The sequence below is a fragment of the Flagellimonas spongiicola genome (genome assembly GCF_023502425.1).
Lineage (GTDB): Bacteria > Bacteroidota > Bacteroidia > Flavobacteriales > Flavobacteriaceae > Flagellimonas > Flagellimonas spongiicola.
This window is the reverse complement of record NZ_JAMFMA010000002.1, coordinates 1,144,896-1,170,351: the sequence shown is the minus strand read 5'-3', so window position 1 is coordinate 1,170,351 and position 25,456 is coordinate 1,144,896. Positions and strand designations below refer to the sequence as shown.

Annotated in this window: 18 protein-coding genes; 7 read left to right on the top strand and 11 right to left on the bottom strand. The window is 40.1% G+C overall.

Annotated elements, in window-relative coordinates; translation table 11 throughout:
- From M3P19_RS11550 to M3P19_RS11520, 7 genes are all read left to right on the top strand, one after another.
- The coding region (locus tag M3P19_RS11550; RefSeq protein ID WP_249657823.1) for a T9SS type B sorting domain-containing protein at positions 1-982 on the top strand (982 nt) is incomplete at its 5' end.
- Positions 983-989: 7 nt separating this feature from the next.
- On the top strand, positions 990-1,937 hold the full coding sequence (locus M3P19_RS11545; RefSeq protein ID WP_249657822.1) for a PorP/SprF family type IX secretion system membrane protein: 948 nt from the start codon (positions 990-992) through the stop codon (positions 1,935-1,937).
- A 14-nt stretch (positions 1,938-1,951) separates the two neighbouring features.
- Positions 1,952-2,956, top strand: coding sequence for a dienelactone hydrolase family protein (locus tag M3P19_RS11540; RefSeq protein WP_249657821.1), 1,005 nt, complete (start codon positions 1,952-1,954; stop codon positions 2,954-2,956).
- 237 nt (positions 2,957-3,193) lie between these two features.
- Positions 3,194-3,586, top strand: a complete 393-nt coding sequence (locus M3P19_RS11535; protein ID WP_249657820.1) for a hypothetical protein — start codon at positions 3,194-3,196, stop codon at positions 3,584-3,586.
- Positions 3,587-3,748: 162 nt separating this feature from the next.
- Positions 3,749-4,378, top strand: coding sequence for a hypothetical protein (locus tag M3P19_RS11530; RefSeq protein ID WP_249657819.1), 630 nt, complete (start codon positions 3,749-3,751; stop codon positions 4,376-4,378).
- Between the two features lie 139 nt (positions 4,379-4,517).
- Positions 4,518-5,465, top strand: coding sequence for a hypothetical protein (locus M3P19_RS11525; protein WP_249657818.1), 948 nt, complete (start codon positions 4,518-4,520; stop codon positions 5,463-5,465).
- 659 nt (positions 5,466-6,124) lie between these two features.
- Positions 6,125-6,877: a LytR/AlgR family response regulator transcription factor gene (locus tag M3P19_RS11520; protein WP_249657817.1), complete on the top strand. Its 753-nt coding sequence runs from the start codon at positions 6,125-6,127 to the stop codon at positions 6,875-6,877.
- Positions 6,878-6,895: 18 nt separating this feature from the next.
- On the opposite strand, the gene M3P19_RS11515 is transcribed toward M3P19_RS11520, so the two are convergent.
- The 11 genes from M3P19_RS11515 to M3P19_RS11465 form a co-directional block, all read right to left on the bottom strand.
- On the bottom strand, positions 6,896-7,489 hold the full coding sequence (locus tag M3P19_RS11515; RefSeq protein WP_249657816.1) for a precorrin-2 dehydrogenase/sirohydrochlorin ferrochelatase family protein: 594 nt from the start codon (positions 7,487-7,489) through the stop codon (positions 6,896-6,898).
- Complete coding sequence (locus M3P19_RS11510) at positions 7,476-8,072, bottom strand: DUF4202 domain-containing protein (RefSeq protein WP_249657815.1); 597 nt, start codon at positions 8,070-8,072, stop codon at positions 7,476-7,478. The genes M3P19_RS11515 and M3P19_RS11510 overlap by 14 nt, the downstream gene beginning before the upstream one ends.
- 84 nt (positions 8,073-8,156) lie before the next feature.
- A complete protein-coding gene (locus M3P19_RS11505; RefSeq protein WP_249657814.1) occupies positions 8,157-8,990 on the bottom strand; it encodes a GIN domain-containing protein in 834 nt (277 codons plus the stop codon).
- A gap of 20 nt (positions 8,991-9,010) precedes the next feature.
- Positions 9,011-9,205: a hypothetical protein gene (locus tag M3P19_RS11500; protein ID WP_249657813.1), complete on the bottom strand. Its 195-nt coding sequence runs from the start codon at positions 9,203-9,205 to the stop codon at positions 9,011-9,013.
- Complete coding sequence (locus M3P19_RS11495) at positions 9,198-9,902, bottom strand: hypothetical protein (protein ID WP_249657812.1); 705 nt, start codon at positions 9,900-9,902, stop codon at positions 9,198-9,200. The genes M3P19_RS11500 and M3P19_RS11495 overlap by 8 nt, the downstream gene beginning before the upstream one ends.
- Before the next feature lie 38 nt (positions 9,903-9,940).
- On the bottom strand, positions 9,941-11,041 hold the full coding sequence (locus tag M3P19_RS11490) for a hypothetical protein (protein WP_249657811.1): 1,101 nt from the start codon (positions 11,039-11,041) through the stop codon (positions 9,941-9,943).
- Entirely contained in the window at positions 11,010-11,558 is a 549-nt protein-coding gene (locus M3P19_RS11485) for a hypothetical protein (RefSeq protein ID WP_249657810.1), read from the bottom strand. Before M3P19_RS11485 ends, M3P19_RS11490 begins: the two co-directional genes overlap by 32 nt.
- A complete protein-coding gene (locus M3P19_RS11480) occupies positions 11,555-12,091 on the bottom strand; it encodes an RNA polymerase sigma factor (RefSeq protein WP_249657809.1) in 537 nt (178 codons plus the stop codon). Before M3P19_RS11480 ends, M3P19_RS11485 begins: the two co-directional genes overlap by 4 nt.
- Positions 12,092-12,249: 158 nt before the next feature.
- Complete coding sequence (locus M3P19_RS11475; protein ID WP_249657808.1) at positions 12,250-14,199, bottom strand: OmpA family protein; 1,950 nt, start codon at positions 14,197-14,199, stop codon at positions 12,250-12,252.
- A gap of 1 nt (position 14,200) precedes the next feature.
- Positions 14,201-15,142 (bottom strand): PorP/SprF family type IX secretion system membrane protein, encoded by a 942-nt coding sequence (locus M3P19_RS11470; protein ID WP_249657807.1) that lies wholly within the window; start codon positions 15,140-15,142, stop codon positions 14,201-14,203.
- A gap of 16 nt (positions 15,143-15,158) precedes the next feature.
- Positions 15,159-25,280: a PKD domain-containing protein gene (locus tag M3P19_RS11465; protein WP_249657806.1), complete on the bottom strand. Its 10,122-nt coding sequence runs from the start codon at positions 25,278-25,280 to the stop codon at positions 15,159-15,161.
- Between the last annotated feature and the right edge of the window lie 176 nt (positions 25,281-25,456).

Below are 25,456 nucleotides of genomic sequence, written 5' to 3'. Positions count from 1 at the left end.
AAATGAGTTAACCTATAATGTCATAGCCATAAATGAATCTTGTTTGGGAGCTGGAGATGGTATCATCGAAATATCAATAGAAAATGGTATTCCTCCATACACCATTCAATTGAACTCCGAATCCGGAATTGAAATCGACAGCAATCAAATCAGCTTAAACAACCTATCATCCGGTATCTATAATCTAGTAGTCACGGATTCTTTTGGTTGCGAGGAAGAGTCTGTTGTGGAAATCGAAAGTGAGAACCCAAATCTAAATGCGCAAATAGCAACTACATATGATTGTACATTAGGACCAAATGGATATTCAATCAAAATAATCCTAGAAAATCCAGAATTATCTTCTGAAATACTATTTGCACTTGATTCCAGTAATCCAAATGACTCACAACAAAGTCCGTATTTCAATAATATAAGTGAAGGTGAGCATTATGTGTCAGTTATTCATTCAAGTGGATGTACTGAAACATTACCATTTACAATAACAGGGGCTGAACCCTTAAACTTGAGTTTAGAAAGCACAGGTTTGAATCAAATCACAGCAAATACAACCGGTGGTGCCCCTCCTTATACTTATTACTTTGAAAATGAACCTGCGACATCAGACAATGTATATACCATTAATTCAAAAGGAAGTTTCACCGTGCGCGTTGTTGACAGTAATGGCTGTGAAGACATTGATGTAATATCCATTATAGACTTCGTAGATCTTGATATTCCAAATTTCTTCACACCTAACGGAGATGGTAACAATGATGTATGGGGCATTAAAAATGCACATACACTAGACCCTGATATCCTTAAAGAAATCATCATTTTAATCTACGATCGATATGGAAGAGAAATACAAGGCCTTGGTCCTTTAGAGCAGTGGGATGGAACCTACCCGCAAACCAACAAACCTCTTCCTTCTGGAGATTATTGGTATATCGTTAATCTCAACGGAAAAAAACAAGTAGACAATGTAACCTTATACAGATAAAGCAAAAATGAAAAAGATAACCCTATTCCTGACTTTACTTGCGACTTTAAGTGGTTCCAAAGCCCAGGAACTTACTATCCCCCAATTGTCACAGTACTTGTCAGACAATCCTTTTTTAATGTCACCTGCTTATGCCGGTATCGGAAATTATGTGAAAATTCGAGCAAGTGGCCTATCCCAATGGGTTGGGATACAAGATGCGCCTAACACGCAATCTTTTTCGGCAGATGTAAGACTCGGTAATAGATCTGGTCTCGGGATGGTCATTTATAACGATTCGAATGGTGAGACTCATCAAAGAGGTGGAAAGGTGTCTTTTGCGCATCATTTGATTATGGACAGACAGGAACGAAACTTTTTGTCGCTGGCTTTTTCATTTAATCTCAACCAATTTCGTATCAATGTTGAAAATTTTGATGACAACAATGATTTGGGGATTGTTGGTGATAAAGCTTCCAGTAACCCAAATTTTGATTTAGGCTTTCTGTTCCGAAGAGATGGTTTTTACTTCAGTATGAATGCTTCCAATATTTTAAATAAAGATTTTGAAGCATATAATGTATTATTTGAACCTAATGTCTTACGCAACTATTATCTCTATTCTGGATATCGAATCAGGAAGCACAAGCGCGATAAATTTGAAGTGGAACCTTCTATTTTCCTTCAATATTTTGAAAGTGACAGACGCTCAGTGACCGATACCAATGTTATTTTCAGATGGTATGATTTTCTGGATTATTTCAACGCTGGTCTTACAATTCGCTTTTTAAATGACCAAATTGGTCAACCCTTATACATAGCCCCAATGGTTGGATTTAAAACTGGAGATTTTTATTTCGGTTATTCCAATCAAATCATAATGAATGAAATTATTGGATATTCCTATGGCACACACCAAATTACATTGGGTGTGAATCTGCTGCAAGGTATTTCCAATTGTACTTGTACCTATTAATGAAAGAATGTAAAATGAAAAAAAACGAATTTAAATTATTACTCAAATCATTTTTAAGCTGTGTTGCCCTAGTGTTTCTCAGCTTCTGCAGTAAAGGAGATGATTTGTCTGGTTTAAACACTAATGTAATATTAACCGGCAAATCAACCGATACCATTGTAGAGGTATTGGTGGAAGGAGATAAAGTTCCAATGTTTATATCAATACCGGATTTATCAAGAACTGATAACCAACTACCACTACCCGCTGTGGTTGTGTTGCATGGGTCTGGAGGATTATGGAAGGACGACGATCCTGATTTAGGTGAGTTATCCAGACAATTTGAAGAATGGCAGGCAATTCTTAATAATAACGGTTATGCAGCCATTTTTCCTGATAGCTATTCAGGGCGTGGAACAGATGAGCGAAAGGGCGAATGGAAAGAACCGCCGAAAGTTTTTAAAATTAGTTCCGAGTTTGTACGTCCTAAAGATGCCCATATGGCCAACAAGGTATTGACTGGTTTAAAAGATGATTCTGGAAATTCAATAGTTGATAAATCCAAAATAGCATTGTTAGGTTTCTCACATGGCGGAAATTCTGTTGCGGCCACATTGTTTGATGATTCATTGGCACCGGATGATTGGTCATGGACGCAAAGTTTCAGCGGAAAAGAGTATGGGGAATCCTCCGGTGTGAAAACCCCAGTAAATAAAACCGAGGATGTAAATTTTGCTGCAGGAATAATCTTCTACGGAGGTTCCATGGGAAATGGATATTGGGGCAAAAACCCCTGCGATGAAGATGCTCCTAAGGAGAACATATATGCGAATAAAACCCCAACCCTTTATCAAGTACCAGAAGATGGTTACTTGACCGAAAACACCTTATGTATGATAGCATTGTTACAAGAAAAAGGATACCCCATTGAGTCTAAAATTTATTCTAATGTAGGACATGGTTTTGACGATGATGGACTCAAACAAAGTGAAGAAGCAAGAGCAAATACTTTAAAATTTTTAAACGACAAATTAAAATGAAATAAAGACAAAAACGCCCAAATCCGAACAGGAACAAAACCTACGTACTTCTTACCCCCTAACCCAGGTACCTTCAACCTTCATAACCCATAGTTCCCAGAACCACAAAGGTGCTTAGTGCACTTTATCATCCTGTTCACTGCAAACGCAGGCAATTTATAGGGAACCCATTTTCAACCTTGAATTAGAACACTTCCAATAAAGGAAGGAAATCAAACATTAAATCAATTTGAACAAATGAAGGAGAATTTTCTTGAGAAATGGATATTGAATCTAGTGAAATCCGAATATGAAAATGGAAACATCCCTAGAAGAGCTACGTATAAGCTTAGAGAACGTATGGATAATTTTATTGAAGTCACCATTGAATGGACTGATCCAAACGAAAACAACCATAAAATTGTGTATAACGCAAGATCCTATGGCAAACAAAGTGTAAAGGAGCGGATACCAATGCCAGACGACCCAATCTTTGAACTTGAAAACTATTACACACTTGAAATACACATTTTTGTGAATGATATTAAGCGAAACTACAGCTCTAGAAGAATTGCTAATTATGACGTGGACAAAGTGGTTGGAGAACTGCAGCAGTTGGAAGAGATTAAGAACATAAGAGCAAGTGGATAATCCGCTTGCTCTTGCACTTTATCCGGAAATTCGTGCATTTCATCGATAAGAGTGTTTTCGTCAATTGATAATCTGTCTACGTCCATTCAGCTATAGAATTGCGTATAAAGTATCGTTAATTAGATATATGAATATGTCCCAAACTTTATCAATTTATACGTTATGCATCAATTAACTATCATTTGGTCCCTTTTTTGCGCATCCTTAATTATTGGATATCCCATATATCTCTACCATAAATCATTGGATTTTCTTCATAAGGTCAAAAAAGCAAAATCCTCACGAGTCAATAATTATGTGGAATTGCTATCATTTGATTTGGCATCTCAACTACCTAGTTGGTCCATATCACTAAACGTACCACAAATCACGGATGAAGTTTTAGGCTATTGTCCAATTTTATTTTATCTGGAATCTGAGGACGGCCATCTTAAATTGCCTTTAAACAATATAGCTCAGGACTACACTGCACAAGTATATAAAAATACGGGCAAAGTATATGTGACGTTTAAATGTTTAAAGGATGGTGTATCCAATTATCACGTTCCTGCTTGGCATGCCAAAACTTTGAAAATCATAATTATCAAACCCAGTCAGGCTAATGTTTTGGAGCGCAACGGCAAAGAATCCTTTAAGACCAGAACACATAAATCACTATTAAGTGCCGGAGTAAATCTTGCTAATTATGAATCTGTTCTTTCCTATTACAATAGTTTAAAACAATCTGCAGATTCGTCAAATTCCGAATCATCAGCAGCAATGCTAACAAAATTCACCCAGATTGTGTCCTAATTCCACCACCATTATTTAACGATTGTTCATTGAAACCTGTCAACCGTCAATTCATAATGGGTAACGATCAATTGGTGAGGTATGGGCATTTCAACTGCATTTACTTTTGAGACTAGTAAACCCATTAAAAAATATTAGAATGAAATTAAGTAGATTATGTATGCTAGGTTTTGCTTTAACATCCTTAGCATTTTTCTCATGTTCGGGAGAAGATGGAAAACCTGGGGAACCCGGCCCTAAAGGAGATTCTATTCAAGGAGAGACCGGACCTCAAGGTGAGCCTGGAGAAGACAAACCCAATGTGGATTTTTATTTCCAAAATGGATTTAAGGGATACTCCGGGACTCAAGATGCAACCATAGACAATATCGGTGGGACTGACAATGGTGATAATGGAATAACAACTGCTATTTCCTTTGCTGAAGGTTCAGTAGATACCGAGTATTCATTATTCAGGTTTGATAATATTTCCCAAGAAATTTCATCGGCATTAATTGAAAATAATCAAGACTGTAGTAGTGCATTTCACCTTAATCAAGCGATTCTATATGTATATGTATCAGACTTTTATAACGATTCTGAATCATTATATATAAAAGTTGGATTTTACAATGATGAAGATCCGCTATTTGTTGAAGAGGAAGTTACTTGGGGAAATGCAAGTATACCTGATGCTTGGGATGCCAAAGGAGGAGAAAGCAATAGTTGGACAGGACTATTTCCAGGAACGGATAATTACTCAATTCAATACAATGTTGGCACTCAAGGATTTTCTACTTCCGTGTCAGGTTGGTTACCTATTCTATTACCGAGAAGTGTTGTAGAAGAATGGATTTGCAACGATGTATCCAACAAAGGTATTCGTCTACGATTAGACGGTGATAATGCCGATACCGGTGGTTCAATTACCATTCTATCAAGTGAAAATACAGCTGAGGACCTAAGACCATTGCTTGTTATTGAAACCGAAAAAATTGAGCTTTCTGTAACCACTAAAGCTGCAGTTAGCAGTAAGCAATTGGATTGGGATAGCATGACATATGAAGAAAAAATGGCTCCATTTTACCGTTTTTTAGAATCTAAATAAACTTCTAGCCCACGGGCTGCTAACCAGAACTTGTTGTTTACCCATGGACGCAAGTTTAGCTGACCACTGTAGGTTTCCAAATTCTGATATCGGGGATTTGGTACTGCAGTGGTTCTTTTTTTGGTAAAGAAATTGTGGGAATTTTCATTGTGACCAAAATCCATTGCCAGAAAAAGGTCATTGGTCAATTCAAAACAGGGATACGTCAAATCTGCACGTTAAAAATGCTAACCGAAACCTACTTTTAGCTTAGTTAATAAATGATTTCTAAACTAACTCGCCAATAGTACAAATAAGGACAATGCTGAGCACGGGTATGGGGTTATGCTGCGTTTTGGCAGTCCTTATCAGGAACTTGGCGAGTTTTAATTAAAAAATATAACATGGGTAAAATGCATAAATCTTAAATCCTATTTTCTTCCCCCAAAACAACTAGGTTGTGCTTTTTACGCATAATGAATTGGATAAAATCCCTAGTTTTTCTATGGTAATTGCCAAATAATTGCACTATTTTGAAAGCTAATCGTATTTAGCCCCCAAACTGCGTCAATTACTCAAAATAATACAAGCTAAAAGATAACAGTTTCATCGCCACGATGACTGATATCCGCTTGGATCTGAGAAAAATTTGAAACTCTGGTTGTACTAAAAACAACAAAATGATTCTAAAAGTTGTAATCGTAGAAGACGAAAAAAAGAGTAGGGAAACTTTAAAAGCCATGCTCGAAGAATTCTGTAAAGATGTAAAAGTACTAGCTACGGCAGGGAATGTTACAGAAGCTGTAAAAGTTTTATCCGTGGTTAATCCGGATGTTGTTTTTTTGGATATTGAACTACAAAGCGGACAAGGTTTTGACGTCCTAGAGCAAATAAAGAATCCAAGCTTTGAAGTCATCTTTACCACAGCATTTGAAAAATATGCCATAAAAGCCATAAAATTCAGTTCATTGGATTACCTATTAAAACCCATTGATTTGGATGAACTTAAACAAGCGGTAGAAAAGGCAAGAAACAGAGTGGATACTGGAATTTATCGTGAGCAAATCGATACGCTGATGCAAAATCTTTCCAAAGAGAGTTATAGACAAGAGAAAATCTGCCTAGCCACAACAATTGGAATGGAGTTTATTGCGATAGAAGAAATCATCGTTTGTAAAGCAGATGGGTCCTACACCTCATTCCTATTGAAAAACAAGAGTACCTTAATGGTCAGTAAACACTTAAAAGAGTATGAAATGTTGTTGGCAGATCATCATTTTATGCGCGTACACAACAGTTACCTTATCAACCTAAAAGAAGTAAAAAAGTACATCAAAGCGGATGGTGGCTACATAATCATGAGCAACGATAGTCATGTTAGTCTATCGCCTAGGAAAAAGGATGATCTTATCGAGGCCATGAAACGGTTGTAGTTTTTATTCAAATACCAATCAGGTTTTACCGGAATCAGATTTATCTACCAGACTTTGAGTGAACTTATTCAATGCATCTACTTTATCCTCAAAGTCACCTTTCAATGTTTTCCTATATTCATTTAAATTCTTTACCAAATCATCAATGTTATCTGGAATTACATCCTCAAAAAACTGACGTAGTCGCTTTGCTGTAGTTGGGGATTTTCCATTGGTAGAAATTGCAACTTTCACATTGCCTTTTGTCACAATTCCCCCCATATAAAAATCACAAAATGGTGGGTTATCGGCTACGTTTACTAGAATATTACGCGCCCGGCAATCCCTATATACACGCTCGTTAACTTCTGGTTTATCTGTACATGCAATAACCATATGTTTCCCTTTCAAATATTCTTCATCATAAGCCGCTCGGATCATTTCAACAGTATGGGAATTGGCTAGTTCAATGGTATCCGCCAAAAATTCCAATGCGATCATTTGCACCTTGGCATCTGGACTGGATTTTAGTAGAAATGTCAATTTTTCCAAACCTACATTGCCTCCTCCAACGATCAACACCTCTAGATTGGAGGTTTTCAAAAAAATCGGGTATAAATTATTCCTTTCCATTTTGCAATGCTTTATTTATTATGTCGGTTGCTGATTTAGGTAAGGACAAATTTAAGGCAGTTTCTTGACCTCCATCGGACATTTTGCCCCATGTTTTTTTAAGGATAGCTATAATTTTGCGCTCATCGTGTTTTTCAGCAAAGGGTAGAAAATAAAATTTTAGAAACACCAAACAAACAACATCTTCCAAACACTGTGACTCTTTATTTTGCTTTAGCTTTCTTTTTAATAGTAAACTGCCAACTTGTTTTATGATACCTTCTTTATACCCAGCCTTTACTAGTAACTTTGATGCTACTTCGACATGAAATCGTTTAAGCTCCTCCCGCCATCTTAGATAGCCCAGCCTATTTTTCTCGTACTGGTCCCTTGAAATTTCCCATCTTCTAATATGTTGGCACCGAGCTGCCAATAGTAATACTTCCGAGGCGTTGGGTTCAAAATCCTGGAGCATTTCAGTCATTCGAAGGGCGTACAACAGTTCTTTTGGGTACGACTTACCTTCAAACTCTTCCTTATTCGGGTCTTCGCCATTAGCCTCATCAAAAAGTCTATAGGCTTCCAACAACTTAGGGGTTACCATTTCCTAGATTTTTTTTAAAGCTATTCAGAAAAACCTAGATAAACAATGGCACCCCTTGACTATGAGCACAAAATGTGTCGTAAATTATTTTTTAATCACTCTACCGTCACTGGATAAATGTTGACGAATGATTTCCGCATCACCTTTATAAAACAGACGACTGTCTGTATTCGCAGTTACATCTATTGTTTCATTTACCGTAAAGTACCCATCACTATCTGCTGATAATGAAATCACCAAATCTTCCACTTCCAATCCATAATCGCCAAATCTACTATCCGTGGTCAGGTCTGCATCCAAGTCGTTCATCTTTCCAAAGACTTCAACACGGCTATCTGAACTCAAACGTGCCCTAGTAAAATCTGCATACATCTCCCCTTCCAATTTGGCTCCAGTGGAAAGATTTAAATTGACGTCAACAGCATCCAGATACAACTCAGCATCACTGTCTGAAGAGGCCCGAAAATCAAAATCGTCCGCCGTAATATCTCCTTCAAAATAACCGTCTGTGCTCATATCCAATGTCACGGAGCCAGCATTCAACGGATCATCCAAGTAGATAGCAGCATCAGTGGAAACCTTAAAATCCGTTATCTCACGCATGGTAATAAATAGATTCAATGTTTCCTTTCCTTTCAAGTTGATATTGTTTTTTAGTTTGACAGTCAACCTATCTCCCTCTTGGTATATCCTGATCTTGCTGAAAATGTTTTCATTGGCGGTAATACTTACATGTTCTTCGTTATCCGAAAACCGCACATAAGCCTTAAAATCAGTAGCTACAGTAAGACTGGAAATATCTGTAAAACCATATTCCCTTGTGGATACTTCATCTGAAACACGAATGGTTTCGGTAGTACATGAGCATAGAAAAATAGCCGCAGCTGTGGCTGTCAAAAGAGTTTTTTTTGATTTCATGATGTTCGTTTATATGATGATTATTGATTGACTGGGAAACGCAATTCGCGCTCTAGCTCCAAAACTGGCATCCAATGAAAATTGATCAAAGACCATTCATCGGCATTCAAGTTTTCTGAGCTTCTAACAAATACGGCACCATTTTCCGTAAATACATGTTTGGTTACTAAGTCGTGATTAACTGACTGTTCGTTTTTTGATTGATTGTTATTCATTGTTGAGTTGTTTTTTATAACGATTTCTACCCATGTTGAATACGCCTAACTTCACTCCTACGCCACCCGAGAAACCATTAATTCTATCCAACGGATTCAAGTCTAGGTCCAGTTTACTGGAAAAACGATACTTAACCCCGGCCTCTAATTGGACATATCTAGAGATGTTGAAAAGAACATTAACTCCAGGTTCCAAGACAAAAACGGCATCAATATCATCATCATCAAAATCGGGATCAACCCTATCATCAAAGTTGTTTCCCAAATAGCCTGCAGCTCCAGCTCCTATCAATACAGGAAAAGACATACTCACTAAGTTTTCGCCAAAAAGGATGGGTTCCAAATGCAATCCACCGTATACCGCAATCAAATCTTCATTGACCGTAAGCGGGTTGTCCTGTTCCGAATAAAGGAAATTACCAACGAAACCAACTTCAAATTGTCGATTGGCCACATAGGCTATTTTAAGCCCTCCAATGTAGGAGTCTTTGCCATCAATTTCACCGTAATGGGTCGTTAACCCCAAATAGACCCCATGGACCACATTTTTACGATCATTGAATTCGATATAATCCGTTTCTTCTTGTGCCCAACTTACCGAGGTGAGCAAGAAAATGGAAACAACAAATAGCTGTTGCATTATCATTTTTGAATAGTTTGTTGCATTAAAGACAACGTAATTTTTGGATGGTTGCATGATTGCTGATTTTTTGATTTGTTTTATTGATTGATGTTCTAATCGGTAATGACAATGACCCCCTTGATTCCATTAATGGAAAAGTCACCGCCTTTACTCGAGCCATATTTTGCGGTAATATCCCTAATCTTACGACCTGGATTGGTAACCGTACTTTTAACGTTGGTAAATGTCTTTGGAACCCGTAACAAACCTTGTTCCAAAGTGGCTTTAAAATCGAACGAAAGTCCCGAAACGTCCATATTTATCTCTGAAGACTCTTGGACAATATCAATTTCTGGAGTTGGATTTATGAATTTTTTGATGTCAACTTCCGCAATTCGTAATGTGAGGAACATTTCTTGTTCTATAATTGAAATATCCACATTGGAAAATTTAAAATCCCCTCTTAGACTTCCAATAGCTTCAAGACTTACTTCATCTTTACTGGAGTACACTTCCAAGTTGTTCACTTTATCCAATTGAATATTGCTTCCACTACTTATGATTTTCAATTTTTGCGCGTCTTCAATATCTATACCACCATTGTTCATTTTAATGTTCCCATAACCAATGGTTCCTAAATTCAGTTTCCCAAAGCGCATATCTACTTTAGCTGTTGAAATGTCATCGTTAACCCAAACATCCCCATGTTGCACATTGGCATCCAAATCGCCATGCCATGCACCAATTACAACATCACCGAATTTGTTTGTAATGTCCAATTCCGTGTTCATGGGCAAGTAAACCTCATAATTGATTTGGATATTCGATTTATCGAAATCAAATGGGTTCGCTTTATTGAAATACCTACTCAATAAACTGGAACTGCGCTCTACTATCTGGGACGTAATCCTGACAAAATCACCGGCCTGGGTTACCTCTGGCTGAATGCGGTCCAATAGTTTCTTGGCATTATCATCTTTACGGTGCACCACTTTGATATCTATGGTAACCTGCAGTTTATCCTGATCCCAGCCATTTACAACCACATTGCCATATTTATTCTCAATCTGAACCGTTCCGTTTGCTGGCAAATCATAACTCCTTTGCCATTGTTTTGTATGTTCATTTTGAGCAAATCCAGAGCTGGTGAACAACCCTATGATGAGCGCCGTTAACCCGTATTTATAAAATGTACCCCTCATAATCCGTCTCATTTTTGGATGCATTGATCTGTCTTAATAGATTTTCAATCAATTCAATGCGTTTTTTATAGTTATTTACGATGGCTTCCAACACAAGTTCATTATCTAGGTTGCGTTGCATTTCCAATTTTAATTGTGCGTACTCCTGATCCAATTCGTCCATAAAGGATAGAAATTCATCTTTGTCTTGATCAGATAACTTTGAGTGGTTTTTCACCAATTGCACTTGTTGGTAGACCAGGTTTTGATAGTGCAGGTCTATTTCAAAAAGTTCTTCATTGGCGTAACCCTCAATTTCTGTTGTTTCAGGATTTCCTATTAGCAGAAAAGTCATAACCGAAAGTCCAATTAAAAAGACCACAGAAGCCGCAATCCTGAGATTACTTGACCTCCATAACGGAATTACTTTGGGCTTTTCAAGTTCCTGTAATTCGTTTGCTATTCCTTTCCAAAGCTTATCCTTATCCACTTTGTGAACATCAAAGGACTCCTTGTTTTCTTTAATATGTTTTTCAAAATTGTCCATCATAATTCCTTTACAATTTGAATCAATTTCTTTTTGGCCCTATGGTATTGGGATTTGGAGGTAGAGGTGCTTATCCCCAATATTTCCCCAATTTCCACGTGGTCATATCCTTCTATGAGATATAGTGTAATGATTTGACGATACCCCTCTGGCAATTGACCTAGCCCGATCTTTATTTTCTCAATTTCAAGCGTGTCCACTTCCTCTAGTTCCTCTTCTTCAGGTTCCCCCTCATTCTCTAGAGAAGACAGTAACATCCGCTTTGCTTTTAGATGATTGATACTTCTATTGATTACAATTCTTTTTAGCCAAGACCCAAAAGTGCTTTCATATCTAAAAGTGTCCAGTTTTCTAAAGGCTTCCACAAAGCTCTCTTGCAATACATCCTCGGCATCCTCTCGAATTGTCAACAACCGCATAGCCACATTGAACATCGCATCCACATATAGCCCATACAGCTGATACTGGGCGTTTGTGTCGCCTGCCTTGCTCTGTTCTACCAATGCTTGGTGTGTAAAACGTACGTTTGTTTCCAAAAATCCCGGACGGTTATTCAATGACAGCTAAAAATAATCCTTATTCATCTATCCCAAAGACAATGCAAAAAGTAAAGGGTTGCACCAAAATTGATTTTAACAAAAAAACCTTCAACAAATGTTGAAGGCCAAGGATAGTATTTAGTGTTGGTTGTTGCTTAATCCAGCTTTACGATGATGAACTCTGATCGCCGGTTGACATCATGTTCTTCATTGGTACACCTAACGCCATTGCTGCATTGGTTCAGCAGCACTTTCTCTCCATAGCCAATGGCACTTTCAATTCTGCTTGCTTCTATCCCCTGGGAAACAATATAACTTCCTGTGGATTTCGCTCGCTTATCTGATAAGGTCTCATTGTATCGATCACTTCCCCTTGAATCAGTATGTGCTTCTATTTTGATCACCATTTTTGGGTATTCCTTCATCACCTCAACAATTTTATTCAATTCCTGAGCTGCATCCGGTCTAATTTCGGCCTTATTTAAATCAAAATAAATATTGTCGATTTTGATTTTGAGCACTCCATTTTCGCGAACAATAAGTTTATTCAACTCCTTTGTGATTTCTAGCGGGACATCATTTATATAATCCTTCTGCTTGGAGGTTACAAATAATGTTTCATTGGGTAAGAACCCTTGTTTACTAATTTTGATTTCATAACCCACTTCACATTCCAGTACATTCTCAAATTCAAAAGCTCCATATGGGTCAGTGCTGGTTTTGCCTAACGAATTGCCATCAGTGTCCACCAACTCCACAATAACATTTACAATGGGTTGTGCGTTGGATTTACGGATCACACTACCTTTTACAGTCTGCTCGCAGGATTCCTCCATACGTTGGAACGAATAAATGTCGTCATCTCCTTTTCCGCCTTCCCGATTGGAAGAAAAATATCCTCGTTGGGTCTTTTCATTTACGATATACCCAAAGTCATCACGATTACTGTTCAATGGAACGCCAAGATTATTGGGTGCAGCATATCCTGATATGCCAAGTTCACTTTCAAAAACATCAAGTCCTCCCAATCCTAAATGCCCATCAGAAGCAAAATACAGTTTTTCTTCAGTCACGAAGGGGAACATTTCCCTGCCGCTCGTATTTATGGAAGGTCCCAAATTGCGCGGTTGTGAAAAACTCCCATCACGCAGGATATCAACAACAAATATGTCCGTCCCACCTATACTACCTGGCATATCGGAAACAAAATAGAGTTTTTTGCCATCTGGACTCAACGCAGGTTGACCTACCGAATACTCTTCGCTATTGAATGAAACCTCCTGTGCTTCGGTCCATTCGCCTCCTCTTAATTCTGAGGTATAAATTTTGAGATGATTGGTACCCTCACCATCCCTTCCTAGTGTTTGATGAGTGTAATTATTTCTAGTGAAATAAACTACATTTCCTTCAGGAATAAACGTAGCGCCTGCTTCATGATAACGGGTATTCAGTATGGATGAAAATGAAGTGACATTAGCCAAATCCGAACCGGAATCCAACGTATCCGCCATGAAGAAATCAAGATAGGGTTGACGGTTCCATTCGTATACCCTGGACTCGAAAGTCAAGGAATCCCTACTCGACGAAAAAACGATTTTATCTTTATAATAGGTTGGACCAAAATCCGCAACAGCTGAATTAATCCCTAAATTACTGATGTAATACTGTGGCTGTCTTGCCATAAGTTCATCAAGAGCCTCATCATTGTCATGAAACTGTGCCACCTGATAGGCAGACATATCCATTTTCTGTGTATAGATTTTCATTATACCCTTGGCCTGCTTATAGTCACCAATGCCTTTAAGGGCATGAACATAGCGAAAAGCGTACTTCGGCTCTAGTATCTTTTCATATTTTGTAAAGAGAACCCCATACCATTTTACAGCATTTTCCATATCGGTATTGAAAAAATAGGCATCTCCTAGTCGCTGTAACACGTGTTGTGATTGCTCACCTTTGCGCACCATGGTTTCATATTGCTTGGCCGCTTTTACATAAAGCAAATTATCAAAGTTGATATCGGCGTCATTGTACTTTAGCTGTGCGTGCAGCAAACCGCCCAGGAAAAAAATAAGAACGGGGATGTTGGTTTTAAAACTTCTCATTTTAGTAGAATCTTGGGGATTTAAGTCTTTTTTCAACAGTCTTGAATTCGTAACGCAGAAACACTTCATGGGTGCCACTGGTATAACTTCTTAAATCAGAAGTAGTTAAATCATAGGAATATCCCATACTCAAATCTGGGGATATTTGAAGGCCCAATAATGCGGAAAAGGAATCGTCCCATCTGTATGCCAATCCGGCCGTAAAAGTTTCGCGAATCATTGCATTTGCAGAGATATCGGCAATAACAGGAGCGCCAGGAACCCATTTCACGAAAAATGCAGGTTTGAATTTTACATCTGGAGTAAGGTCGATTATTTTTCCACCAATCAAGTAATAATGTAAGCGCTCAGCAGCAATTTCCTGTTCTTCTCCATCATAATGATCTTGGGCAAAGAAGTTGGGCACAGCAAGGCCCAAATAGTTTTTAGTATCGTGATAATAGATTCCCGCCCCAATGGTTGGGAAAAACTTATTTTGAATATTATTCTGAAAAGCCACATCCGGGTTTTCCACCAATCCTTTAGAGAAATCCACATTGAACATGCGTCCACCTCCTTTTAGACCAAAGGAAAGTCGTTTATTGTTTTCGTCCAGCTTGACTGTATAGGAAAAATTAGCATCCACAAACACTTCAGAAGCAGGTCCAAGGGCGTCATGTGACAATACTAAACCTAATCCAACATTGTTCTTCATGGGTCCGTCCACGGCCAATACCTGGGTTGTTGGCGCACCATTCACGCCAACCCATTGGGATCGATGCATAAGCAGTGCTGTCAGGTGACCTCTAGATCCCGCATATGCCGGATTAACATTCAAGGTGTTGTACATATATTGTGTAAACTGTGGGTCTTGCTGTGCAAAAACAGTAGTAATTCCCAGCAAAAGGGTCAGCATACAGCTTAGTCGGAATTGCCTTGTCATTCTTTGTTCTTTTCTATTCATTCTGATACCCATTTTCCTATCTGTTTATGTATAGCCAATCTGTTCGTGGTTCCGAGCCATCGCCCAGATCTAAGACGTAGTAATAGGTGCCCACGGGCAATAAGTCTCCTTGTTGAACGGTGGCTCTTCCGGTAGAAGTACCATCCCAGTCATTATTATAGGAACGTTTTTCATACACAATGTTCCCCCAGCGATTATACACTTGAAGCACATTGTTAGGGTATCTAGAAATACAATCTATTTTGAAGAATTCATTTACACCATCTCCATTTGGTGAGAATTCGTTGTATACAGTCAAACATGAAGGACTTACTTCTGCCTGGGCGGAGTCGTTTGCAGTATTAGTATCCAATTGATCTACAAAAGCCAAACTCGCGGTATTCAGATAATCATTAACATCCAATACCTCAACAGTCAATTGAAGGCTTGCAGTTCCTAATGATCCCAATTGCGGGATTTCCCAGAACCCAGAAATTTCATCGTATAGACCATCAGTGGCTTGGGCAGTAATTAAACTATATCCTGAAGGAAGAATTTCCTCAATGCCAATATTGGTTGCTTCAACACTTCCTTGATTACTTGCTGTTATCGTAAACACCACTTGCGAACCAATATTGGGTGTGGTATTATCAACAGTCTTGGTTACCACGATATCCGTGGTTTGCGGAATCACAGAGGCAACTGCTTCATCGTCATCAGCGTTTCCATCTGAAAGATCGTCACTATCTATACCTTGATTTGGATCACTATCAGGATCCGTAAAATCACTCGCAGTAATTTCCGCAACATTAACATATTCATCCATTGCCCCAGTTGGTGTATTCACCGTAGCCAGAATTACCAAACTCTCGGTACTTCTATTAAATACGGGGCCATTAAGGGTCCATAGACCCGAGTTGGAATTATATATCCCTGCGGTTGTAATATGCGATTGATAGGTGAAACCAGAAGGTAACATATCCGTCACTTCAACTCCTGTGGCGTCACTAAAGCCATTATTGGTAAGGTTAATGGTAAATTCAACCACATCCCCAACATTCGGCGTTCGGTTGTCCACTGCTTTGGTCAATTCTAAATCTGCCAAACCATCTGGTACTGGTACCACGGTATCTTGATCATCTTCAGAATTCAGATTGTTATTTGGTGAAGAATCAGGGTCAAAAGTATCTAAGGCTATCAACTCAGCTGTATTACGATAATCTCCAGAAGCTTGAACCTGCGCAGTGATCTGTAAGGTAGCTGTTTCGCCATTTAATAAACCGCCAACATCCCAAGATCCTGTAAGTCCGTAATATACTCCTGTTGATGGTAAAACAGATACCAAGGAATATCCAGAAGCCAATAAATCTTCTACAACAATACCTGTTGCATCACTTGGTCCTGCATTGTTTACGGTTACCGTGAAAGTTATTTGATCTCCAACAGAAGGACTCAAGTTATCCACTGTTTTGGTCACAGAAATATCTGTAACAATTCTAGGGGTAGTACTTTGTTCTGCTTGATCATCTTCTGTAGGGTCATTATTGCCTGGTGTGGAATCAGGGTCTACTTGAATAGCAGCTATCACTTCCGCAACATTGGTATAATCCCCTGTTGCATTAACCTGCGCCACAATGTTCAGGCTAATTGATGTGGTTCCTGCCAAGTTACCCACATTCCATAGGCCAGAACCAGCACTATACGTACCTCCGGAATCATCCGAAACATAGGTATATCCAGAAGGTAAAGCATCCGAAACAACTATTCCTGAAGCATCACTCAAGCCGTCATTGGTAAGTGTAACGGTAAAGGTGACATTTGATCCAACATCCGGATTTGGATTGTCAACTGTTTTGGTCAAGCTCAAATCTGAACTTGGTATTGGCGTTGTACCGGCGCTGTCCTGATCATTTTCGAAAATATTGTTGTTGTTCGGTGTGGAATTCGGGTCAAAATTATTGGATGAGAAGACCTCAGTAACATTAAAGTAGTCTCCAGTACCATTTACCGTAGCAACGATATTCAACGTTTCCGTTGTTCCATTTGGAATTACACCATTCAATTCCCAAATTCCAGTACCTGGAGTATAAACCCCTGCCGTTCTGCTATTAGAGACATAGGTGTAACCTGTTGGCAATAAATCCAGCACCTCCACCCCGGTGACATCACTCGGACCGTTATTTGTTATACTTATATTGAAAACCACATCTTCTCCAACCAAGGGACTTAGGATGTCAACCGATTTACGAAGCACAAGGTCCGACACCAATACTGGGACTGGTTCTACGGTTTCTTGGTCGTCTTCTGTGTCATCATTGTTTGCAGGTACGGAATCCACATCGGTTTCTGCGAGATCCGTTAACTCCGCTATATTGGTATAATCTCCATTAGCCAAAACATCTGCGGTTATCACAATTGTTTCTGAAGCTCCATTGGCTAGATTACCTATTGTCCATGAGCCATTTAAGGGTTCATAAACACCGGTTGAAGGAACCGCAGTTACAAAAGAGTATCCTGAAGCCAAGAAATCTGTTACCACAACATTGGTGGCATCATTTGGACCATCATTCTGTACCGTTACCGTGAACACAATTTGATCTCCTACATTAGGCGTCAAGTCATCTGCCGTTTTTGTGACTGAAATATCTACCAAAGGATTTGGACTAATGCCCGCATCATCTTGATCATCCTCAACGGCCACACCATTATTTGGCGTGGAATCAATATCTGGTTGATCTACCGCGGTAATTTCCGCTATGTTCGTGTAATTCCCTGTTGGGTTTACCGTGGCCGTAATATTTAATGTTGAAGTCGCCCCATTTAACAGCCCGCCTATTGTCCATACGCCAGTACCGTTCACATAGGCTCCTGCACCATCATCGGAAACATAAGTATAGCCATTAGGTAATAGATCTGTTACTGCTACATTGGTAGCATCACTAGGTCCAGCATTGGATACAGATAGCGTGAAGACCACATTGGTATTTACATCAGGATTGGTATTGTCTACACTTTTTGTCAAGGACAGGTCTGCAACTGAGACCGGATTTACAACTACTTCGTCTTGATCGTCTTCTGCACCTACTCCATTGCTTGGGGTTGAATCAATATCAAAACCATCAGAAGCAGTTATTTGCGCCACATTGGTATAGTTCCCGGTATTATTTACTATAACATCAATTATCAATGTTTCATTGGAACCATTGGTAATTGTACCCACTTGCCATAAACCGGTTGCATCATCATACGTTCCAGCAGTGGCACTATAGAGAACATAATTGAATCCTGTTGGGATTAAATCTTGTACCACAACGTTGGTCGCATCGTTGGGACCACTATTCGTCACTGTGATCTCAAAACTGATTTCTTCCCCAACATTTGGTGTAATATCATTGTCAACAACAATCTTGGTCAGCGACAAATCGGATTGTAAAGGCGCTGTTGTAATTGAAGTTTCATCATCTTCACTTTGGTCTCCATCATCATTGTTTGGTGTACTATCACTATCAAATTGGTTTGCGAAGGTGACTTGTGCGATATTCGTGAATTCCCCCAAAACGCCAGTAGGATTCTGAACGGTAGCATTGAACGTAAGTGACAAAGTATTTGTACCAACTGGGATGCTCAAGCCTGTCCAGGTTACCTCATCAGTCACAAAACTGAATGTCCCTCCATTACTGATAGCACTAATTGAAGCAAATCCTGCAGGAACAATATTCTCTATGGAAACACCTGTTGCGGTGCTAGGTCCATTATTGCTCACATTGATTGTGAAGGTAACCACATCACCAACGTCTGGTGTTAGATTACTTGATTGTAATTCCAATTCCAAATCGATGGATTGGGGTACGGTAATGAAAAAGTCTTCATCATCTTCGTCCTGATCGCCATCGTCATTTCCTGGTTCACTATCAGGATCAAATTGATCTACTGCAGCTATCTCAGCTACATTCAAATATTCATCAGTTGCACCTGTAGGCGCATTAACGGTCACTTCGTAAGTCACTGTAGTCGTTCCCACTGGGATGCTGGCAATGTTCCAACTAAGGAATGTACCTGCAATATCAGTACCGCCATCATTAACAGCTTGCAGGGTATAACCTGCAGGCACAACATCTTCCAATACCACATTGGTAGCAGTACTTGGGCCTGCATTTGTTATGGTTAATTCAAAAATTACCGTGTCTCCTGAATTTGGTGTGGGACTTGAAGCTGCGCTAATATCCTTTACCAAACTCAAATCAGCAGCTTCTGGAACAACGGTTGCATTATCCTCATCATCTTCACTTTGATCACCATCGTCATTGTTCGGTACACTATTGGGATCATATTGTTCCGATGCTGTAATTTCTACTGTATTTTGATATTCTCCAGGTGCTCCGGTTGGTGCATTCACAGAAGCTTCATAGGTTAATGTTAACCCTGCCAACGGTATGTTGGCCAAATTCCAAATTACTTGTGAACCTCCCAGATTGAATATTCCACCGTTGGACACACTGCCACCTACAATGGTATATCCATCAGGAACCTCATCAACTACGGAAACATTGGTAGCAGCATCGGGTCCAGCATTATTAACTTGTACTGTAAAAGTGATGGTATCACCAACGTTTGGTGTACCGTCACTCACCGATTTGTTCACGGATAAGTTGGCCTCTTGAGGCGTTAAGGTTAAACTTGTTTCATCATCATCTGCAATGGTGTCTCCTAAATCATCTGAACCAAACCCAGAGGTTGGATCACTATCTAAATCCACTTGATCACTTGACGTAATCTGAGCGGCATTTGTATATTCTCCTAGCGCTCCGGTTGGTGCGTTTACCGAAGCCTGATAAGTAAGTGCAATATTGCCTCCATTGGGCACAAATAATCCTGACCATCTTGCCGTATTGCCAACCAAAGAACCTCCACCGTTTACCGCAGTAAGATTAAATCCAGCTGGGAGCACATCTTCCACACCCACACCTGAAGCATCGTTTGGTCCATCATTGGCTATGATAAGTTCAAAAGTGATAGTTTCATCAACATTAGGGGTAGTAGATCCTACAATAACACTTTTGGAAATGCTTAAATCTGCTTGTTCCGAAACTGAAAGCGTAAAATTATCTTCATCATCTTCACTTTGGTCTCCATCGTCATTTCCTACATCGCTATCAGGATCCCATTGATCGGAAGCTGTAATTTGGGCTATATTTTCAAATTCACCTGGTATTCCTGTTGGTGTATTAACAGTAGTTTCATAACTCAAAGTGGTAGATCCAACGGGTAGTGCTGCAATTGTCCAGTTAATGGTGCCAGATGAATTTACGCCTCCATTGTTAATCGTACCAACGGACAATCCGGATGGAATTACATCCGCTACAGAGACATTTGTAGCAGCATCTGGACCTGCGTTGGTAATTGTGATTTCATAAACTACGGTATCACCTACATTTGGTGTAGCGCTTGAAGCTGCACTAATATCTTTATCCAGACTTAGATCAGCTGTGACAATAGTAACTTGAGCTGTATCTTGATCATCTTCACCAGGAATTCCATTACCTACGGTAGAATCCAAGTCGAATATTCCGTTTGCTGTAATTTCCGCAGAATTCACATAGTCTCCAGAAACATTCACAGTGGCGTCAAAAGAAAGGCTTACAGTAGCACCATTGCTTATGGATAAATTAGACCAAGTAATGGACAAATCACCAGCGTTGTACACGCCACCGTTACTCACAGTTCCAGGAACCAATGTGTAACCTGATGGTAGCACATCCCTGACCGTTACTCCTGATGCATCAGTTGCACTTGAAGCATCGTTGTTAAATACGTCCAAGGTAAAAGTTACCGTATCTCCAGGGTTTGCTGTGATTGGCGAAACTCCTTTCGATAATTCCAAATCTATTCCAAGTAACGATACTTCCACAGTATCAGAAACTGGTGGACAAATCCCATTTGTTACCGTCCATTCAAACACATAAGTACCTGAACTTGCACCAAAGACCTCTGTGTTTGGGTCATTTTCATTTACAAAGCCAACAGTGGTAGGTCCTGAAATCTGTGTCCATGTTCCAGTTCCCGCAATGGGTGCGTCTGCAGCCATAAGTACCGCAGCAAACTGATCTAAATTCTGATCTGGTCCTGCGTTGGTAGCTATTGGGTCAGCATAAATCACTACTTCTACAGTATCTGTGAATGTACATCCGCCGTTTACAACGGTCCAGGTAAATTCATACGTACCAGCTTCCAAAGTATCTATCAACGTGGTTTCGCTGTTTGGACTTACAATATTTGCTAGAGTTCCTGGCGCACTGCCAAAACCTGGGCCAGCTGTCTGTGTCCATGTACCTGTTCCAATAACCAAGGCCGTAGCTGCCATATTGGTCTGTGTTGCCGCACACAACTCTTGATCAGGACCAGCATCTGCCGTTGAAGGGGCATCATCTGGAAATGTTATGCTCACAGTGTCCGTTGTTGGATCACAGGCCGAAGGACTATCTACAAAACTGACTCCATTATGTGCAACGGTCCACGTTAAAACATAAACCCCAGTTGTTGTTACATTGGATAAGGTGGAAGTCGGTGAGTTAGGATTATCAATCACAGCTGCACCGCCAGAAGGGTCAGTGGTTAGAGTCCATGTTCCAGTACCAACTGTTGGTGGAACTGCATTTAATTGGGCATCCAACTGACATGCGTTTAATTGATCGGGGCCTGCGTCAGCTGCAGATGGTGCTTCGTATACTTCTATTCGAACCACATCAGATGTTGTAAAACAAAATCCTGATTCAAAATTCCATTCCAAAATATAAGTCCCTGGTACAGTCAATCCAGTAATTGTGGATGTTGGGTCAAATATATTGGTGATTACTGCTGCACTACCAGCTGGTTGTTCTGTAAAACTCCATGTTGCCTCATCAACATCATCAGGAGGCATATTACCAGCCAATGTAGTCTGATTTGGAACTACCAAATCCCCAATACAAAGTAACTGATCGGGTCCTGCATCGGGTAAAACGGATGGTAAACCACTAGATTCAACGCGTACTTGATCGGATGTGTTCCCACAACCGGTCGCGCCGGGATAATTCGTTGTAAACTCAAAAATATAAAGGGCGCCAAAAATGATATCACTCACTTCTGCCACATTGCTATCTGCTGGATTTTGGGATATGGTTGCTGGTGTACCAGGTGCTCCTGCTACGCCAGGCCCAAAAATCTGCGTCCAAGTACCTGTTGATCCAAACGTTGCTTCTAACAGAAAGTTCTGAACGTTGCATAACTCCATGTCGGGTCCTGCATTTGCAGGTACGTAAACATCAACCGTTTTATCGGCAAAACTAGATGGACAATTGCTATCTCCAGCTATGGTCCATCTAAAGGTGTATGTACCTGAAACCATTCCACTTACTGTAGCATTAGGATCGTTGATATCCGAAAATGCAGGTGTATTTGGGGCACCAGAAAGCAATGTCCAATACCCATTTTCTATATCGCTATTGAAGGGGTTTCCATCAAGAATGATAGATGTTGAGGAACAAATAGTTTCCGTAGGATTGGTAACCACTGCGGTAGTTGGTGGAATACCAACATTAAGGGTAACTTGATCAGTATCTGAGGAGCAACTTCCATTGTTTGCCGTCCATTCAAATACATATTGACCTGAAAACGTAAATGTTATTTGTGCTGTTGGGCTGGTAGCATCATCTATTGCATACCCACCAGGCCCTGAAATTTGAGTCCAAAACCCACCACTACCTACAGATCCAGAGGCATCCATGTTGAAAACAGCTTGACATTCTGTTTGATCGGGTCCTGCATTTGCAATTGCGTCTGGTCCAATGGTAATTTCCACTTCATCCGTGGTATCTTGACAACCTGGGGCAATTTTAGAAATTGTCCAAGTCAACACATAGCTTTGCTCTACACTAATTGTAGCATCGGTATCGAATTGATTCGGATCATCGAATGCAATACCTATTGCGGGAATCGAAGTCCAAGTCCCGATTTCGTCTCCAGCTGGTTGATTTCCGGCCAAGGTCACCGTGGTAATTCCCGTTCCAATACATTGATCCGCACCTGCATCTGCAAGCGTAGGACCTTGAGTTGAATTCGTTGTAATTGTTACGGTATCCGTACCTGGATTCGGACAAGTTGGATCGTTCGGGTTGGAAATGGTCCATCTAAAAACATAGGTTTCGTTCGGATCATCCAATCCAGAAACCAATGTGTTGGGATCATTGATGTCTTCAAATACAATAGAAGCCCCCGCTGGAGCCGTATCGACAGTCCATTCTCCTTCCAAATTAGAAGTAGGGACCGCATTGGCACTCAATGCTATAGGAGCACCGTAGCAAATGGTTTGATCTAATCCAGCGTCTGTTGCAACTGGGGTATCTGATGAAACCACAATTTCAACAGTATCTTCTTGGGAAGGCGCACATGCATTCCCTCCAGAAATTGCATATTGAAACACATAGGTTCCCGGAATCAACCCAGAGACATTTGTCGTTCTGGCATATGGGGTGGCTATTGTTGCTGAGTTGGGACCGCTTATCTGCGACCAGAGTGAATTCCCAACCGAAACAACATTTCCAGTAATGTCCGTTGCCACTACATTACAAGCAAGAGTCTGATCAGTTCCAGCATTTGCAGCCGTAGGGTTTAATGCTACAGTGACATTTATGGCGTCCGTTGCAACATCGCAGCCCGTTTGGATAGATCCATCCAACGACCTTCTTAATAATACGGTATAGGTGCCTTCTACATCAAAATTGATGTTTAATGGTGTCCCGCCGGTGTTCGCAAATGCACCTGGGTTTATCAAAGTAGACCCACTTGGCCCACTTATAATACTATAGGTATTTGTTCCATTTCCTGTAGTGGTAAACGGGATGTCCACACTGGTCACACCGCAAGTGGCCACAATATCATTTCCTCCATTGGCTGTAATTGAAACTGGAGCAGTAGAATATTGTACCGTAGCCGTGGCGCTATCAGTACATAATGTAGTACCATTTTCAATGGTGTAGGTAAATCCATACGTACTGGAACCATCCAATCCAGTGATTTGTGTAGTACTGGAATTAGGGTTTAGGATGTTCACTCCAGCAACAGGACCAGAAGTCTGCGTCCATGTCACTGTTTCATCTGTAAACAAGGGTACAGAACCTATTAAAGTAACCGTTGTGATTCCTGCATCACAAAACCTGATATTGCTATCTTGGATTGTAGCATTGGTTATATCTTGTGTTGCTTCTGCAACTGTTATAGTCATCGTGTCATTTCCGCTGGCACAGGTTCCATCAACGGTCCACCTGAAGGTATAAACCCCTTCAATAAGGTTTGAAACATTGGAATTGTTATTGTTTGCGTTTGCAATTACTGGGGTATTGGGTCCGCTCACAAAGGACCAGGTTCCAACTTGACCGTTGATATTGCTCCCGCCAAAACTACCGTTCAAATTAGTAGTTTGTGTCAATGTATAACAGTTGTCCAAATTTTGATCAGGTCCTGCATTCACCACACTTACACCTCCATAGTTTGTAACGGTAATGGTAGAACTTGATTCGCACGATTGTCCCGGAGCATATTCTGGCCCAGTTATCGTCCATTGTAATGTTGTGGTACCAGCGCTTGTTTCGGCCAAAGTCAAGGATGAATTCGGTGAAGCTGGTGAATTAATTGTAACGCCTGCATTATTTGACCCCACTATACTCCATTGACCGGTTTCACCACCATTTAACGGTGTATTGGCATTGGTAACTATGGTACCGGAATTATCCGGACAAGAAGCAATATCGGTCCCTGCATTAGCAGCTGTAATTGGCTGTACAGTGATGTCCACATCTTGAAACTGTGGTGTTCCATCTGTACAAATAGCACTTAAACGAAAAGTATAAGTATTCCCGCCAACAAGACCATTGACTTGGGTATTCAAGTTAGATGGATCAACAATAATTACAGAAGGGCCACCAACCTGTGACCAAGTGGGACCACTTTGAACCAATCCTGATGAAGAACCAGATAGGGTATAGCTAACAATATTTTCGCAGATGGTTTCAGGAATCCCTGCATTTACGGAACAATTTTGCGCGCTACTCCACTGAAAAGAAACAAACAACAAAAAGAAAAAGAAAATTGTTCCTTTTTTTAGGGGGGTTGGAGGTCTGTACATAGTCAAAATAATGAGGTTGTTCTTACCTGTAAGAATATTCAAACATATCTACTAGCATCGGTTAAAAGGAATATATGTTGTATTTCATCGATCATTTGTTGTGAAACATCGGATAATCGATGGGTGTTTTGTGAGAATTTGTGGGATTTTTCAAAGAAGGCTACTATTCTCATCCT

Coding starts and splice junctions, on each gene's coding strand:
- M3P19_RS11470 (WP_249657807.1), bottom strand. CDS start 15,142: ATGAATAGAAAAGAACAAAGAATGACAAGGCAATTCCGACTAAGCTGT.
- M3P19_RS11490 (WP_249657811.1), bottom strand. CDS start 11,041: ATGAGACGGATTATGAGGGGTACATTTTATAAATACGGGTTAACGGCG.
- M3P19_RS11495 (WP_249657812.1), bottom strand. CDS start 9,902: ATGCAACCATCCAAAAATTACGTTGTCTTTAATGCAACAAACTATTCA.
- M3P19_RS11505 (WP_249657814.1), bottom strand. CDS start 8,990: ATGAAATCAAAAAAAACTCTTTTGACAGCCACAGCTGCGGCTATTTTT.
- M3P19_RS11525 (WP_249657818.1), top strand. CDS start 4,518: ATGAAATTAAGTAGATTATGTATGCTAGGTTTTGCTTTAACATCCTTA.
- M3P19_RS11510 (WP_249657815.1), bottom strand. CDS start 8,072: ATGGTAACCCCTAAGTTGTTGGAAGCCTATAGACTTTTTGATGAGGCT.
- M3P19_RS11535 (WP_249657820.1), top strand. CDS start 3,194: ATGAAGGAGAATTTTCTTGAGAAATGGATATTGAATCTAGTGAAATCC.
- M3P19_RS11465 (WP_249657806.1), bottom strand. CDS start 25,280: ATGTACAGACCTCCAACCCCCCTAAAAAAAGGAACAATTTTCTTTTTC.
- M3P19_RS11545 (WP_249657822.1), top strand. CDS start 990: ATGAAAAAGATAACCCTATTCCTGACTTTACTTGCGACTTTAAGTGGT.
- M3P19_RS11485 (WP_249657810.1), bottom strand. CDS start 11,558: ATGATGGACAATTTTGAAAAACATATTAAAGAAAACAAGGAGTCCTTT.
- M3P19_RS11540 (WP_249657821.1), top strand. CDS start 1,952: ATGAAAAAAAACGAATTTAAATTATTACTCAAATCATTTTTAAGCTGT.
- M3P19_RS11520 (WP_249657817.1), top strand. CDS start 6,125: ATGATTCTAAAAGTTGTAATCGTAGAAGACGAAAAAAAGAGTAGGGAA.
- M3P19_RS11530 (WP_249657819.1), top strand. CDS start 3,749: ATGCATCAATTAACTATCATTTGGTCCCTTTTTTGCGCATCCTTAATT.
- M3P19_RS11500 (WP_249657813.1), bottom strand. CDS start 9,205: ATGAATAACAATCAATCAAAAAACGAACAGTCAGTTAATCACGACTTA.
- M3P19_RS11475 (WP_249657808.1), bottom strand. CDS start 14,199: ATGAGAAGTTTTAAAACCAACATCCCCGTTCTTATTTTTTTCCTGGGC.
- M3P19_RS11515 (WP_249657816.1), bottom strand. CDS start 7,489: ATGGAAAGGAATAATTTATACCCGATTTTTTTGAAAACCTCCAATCTA.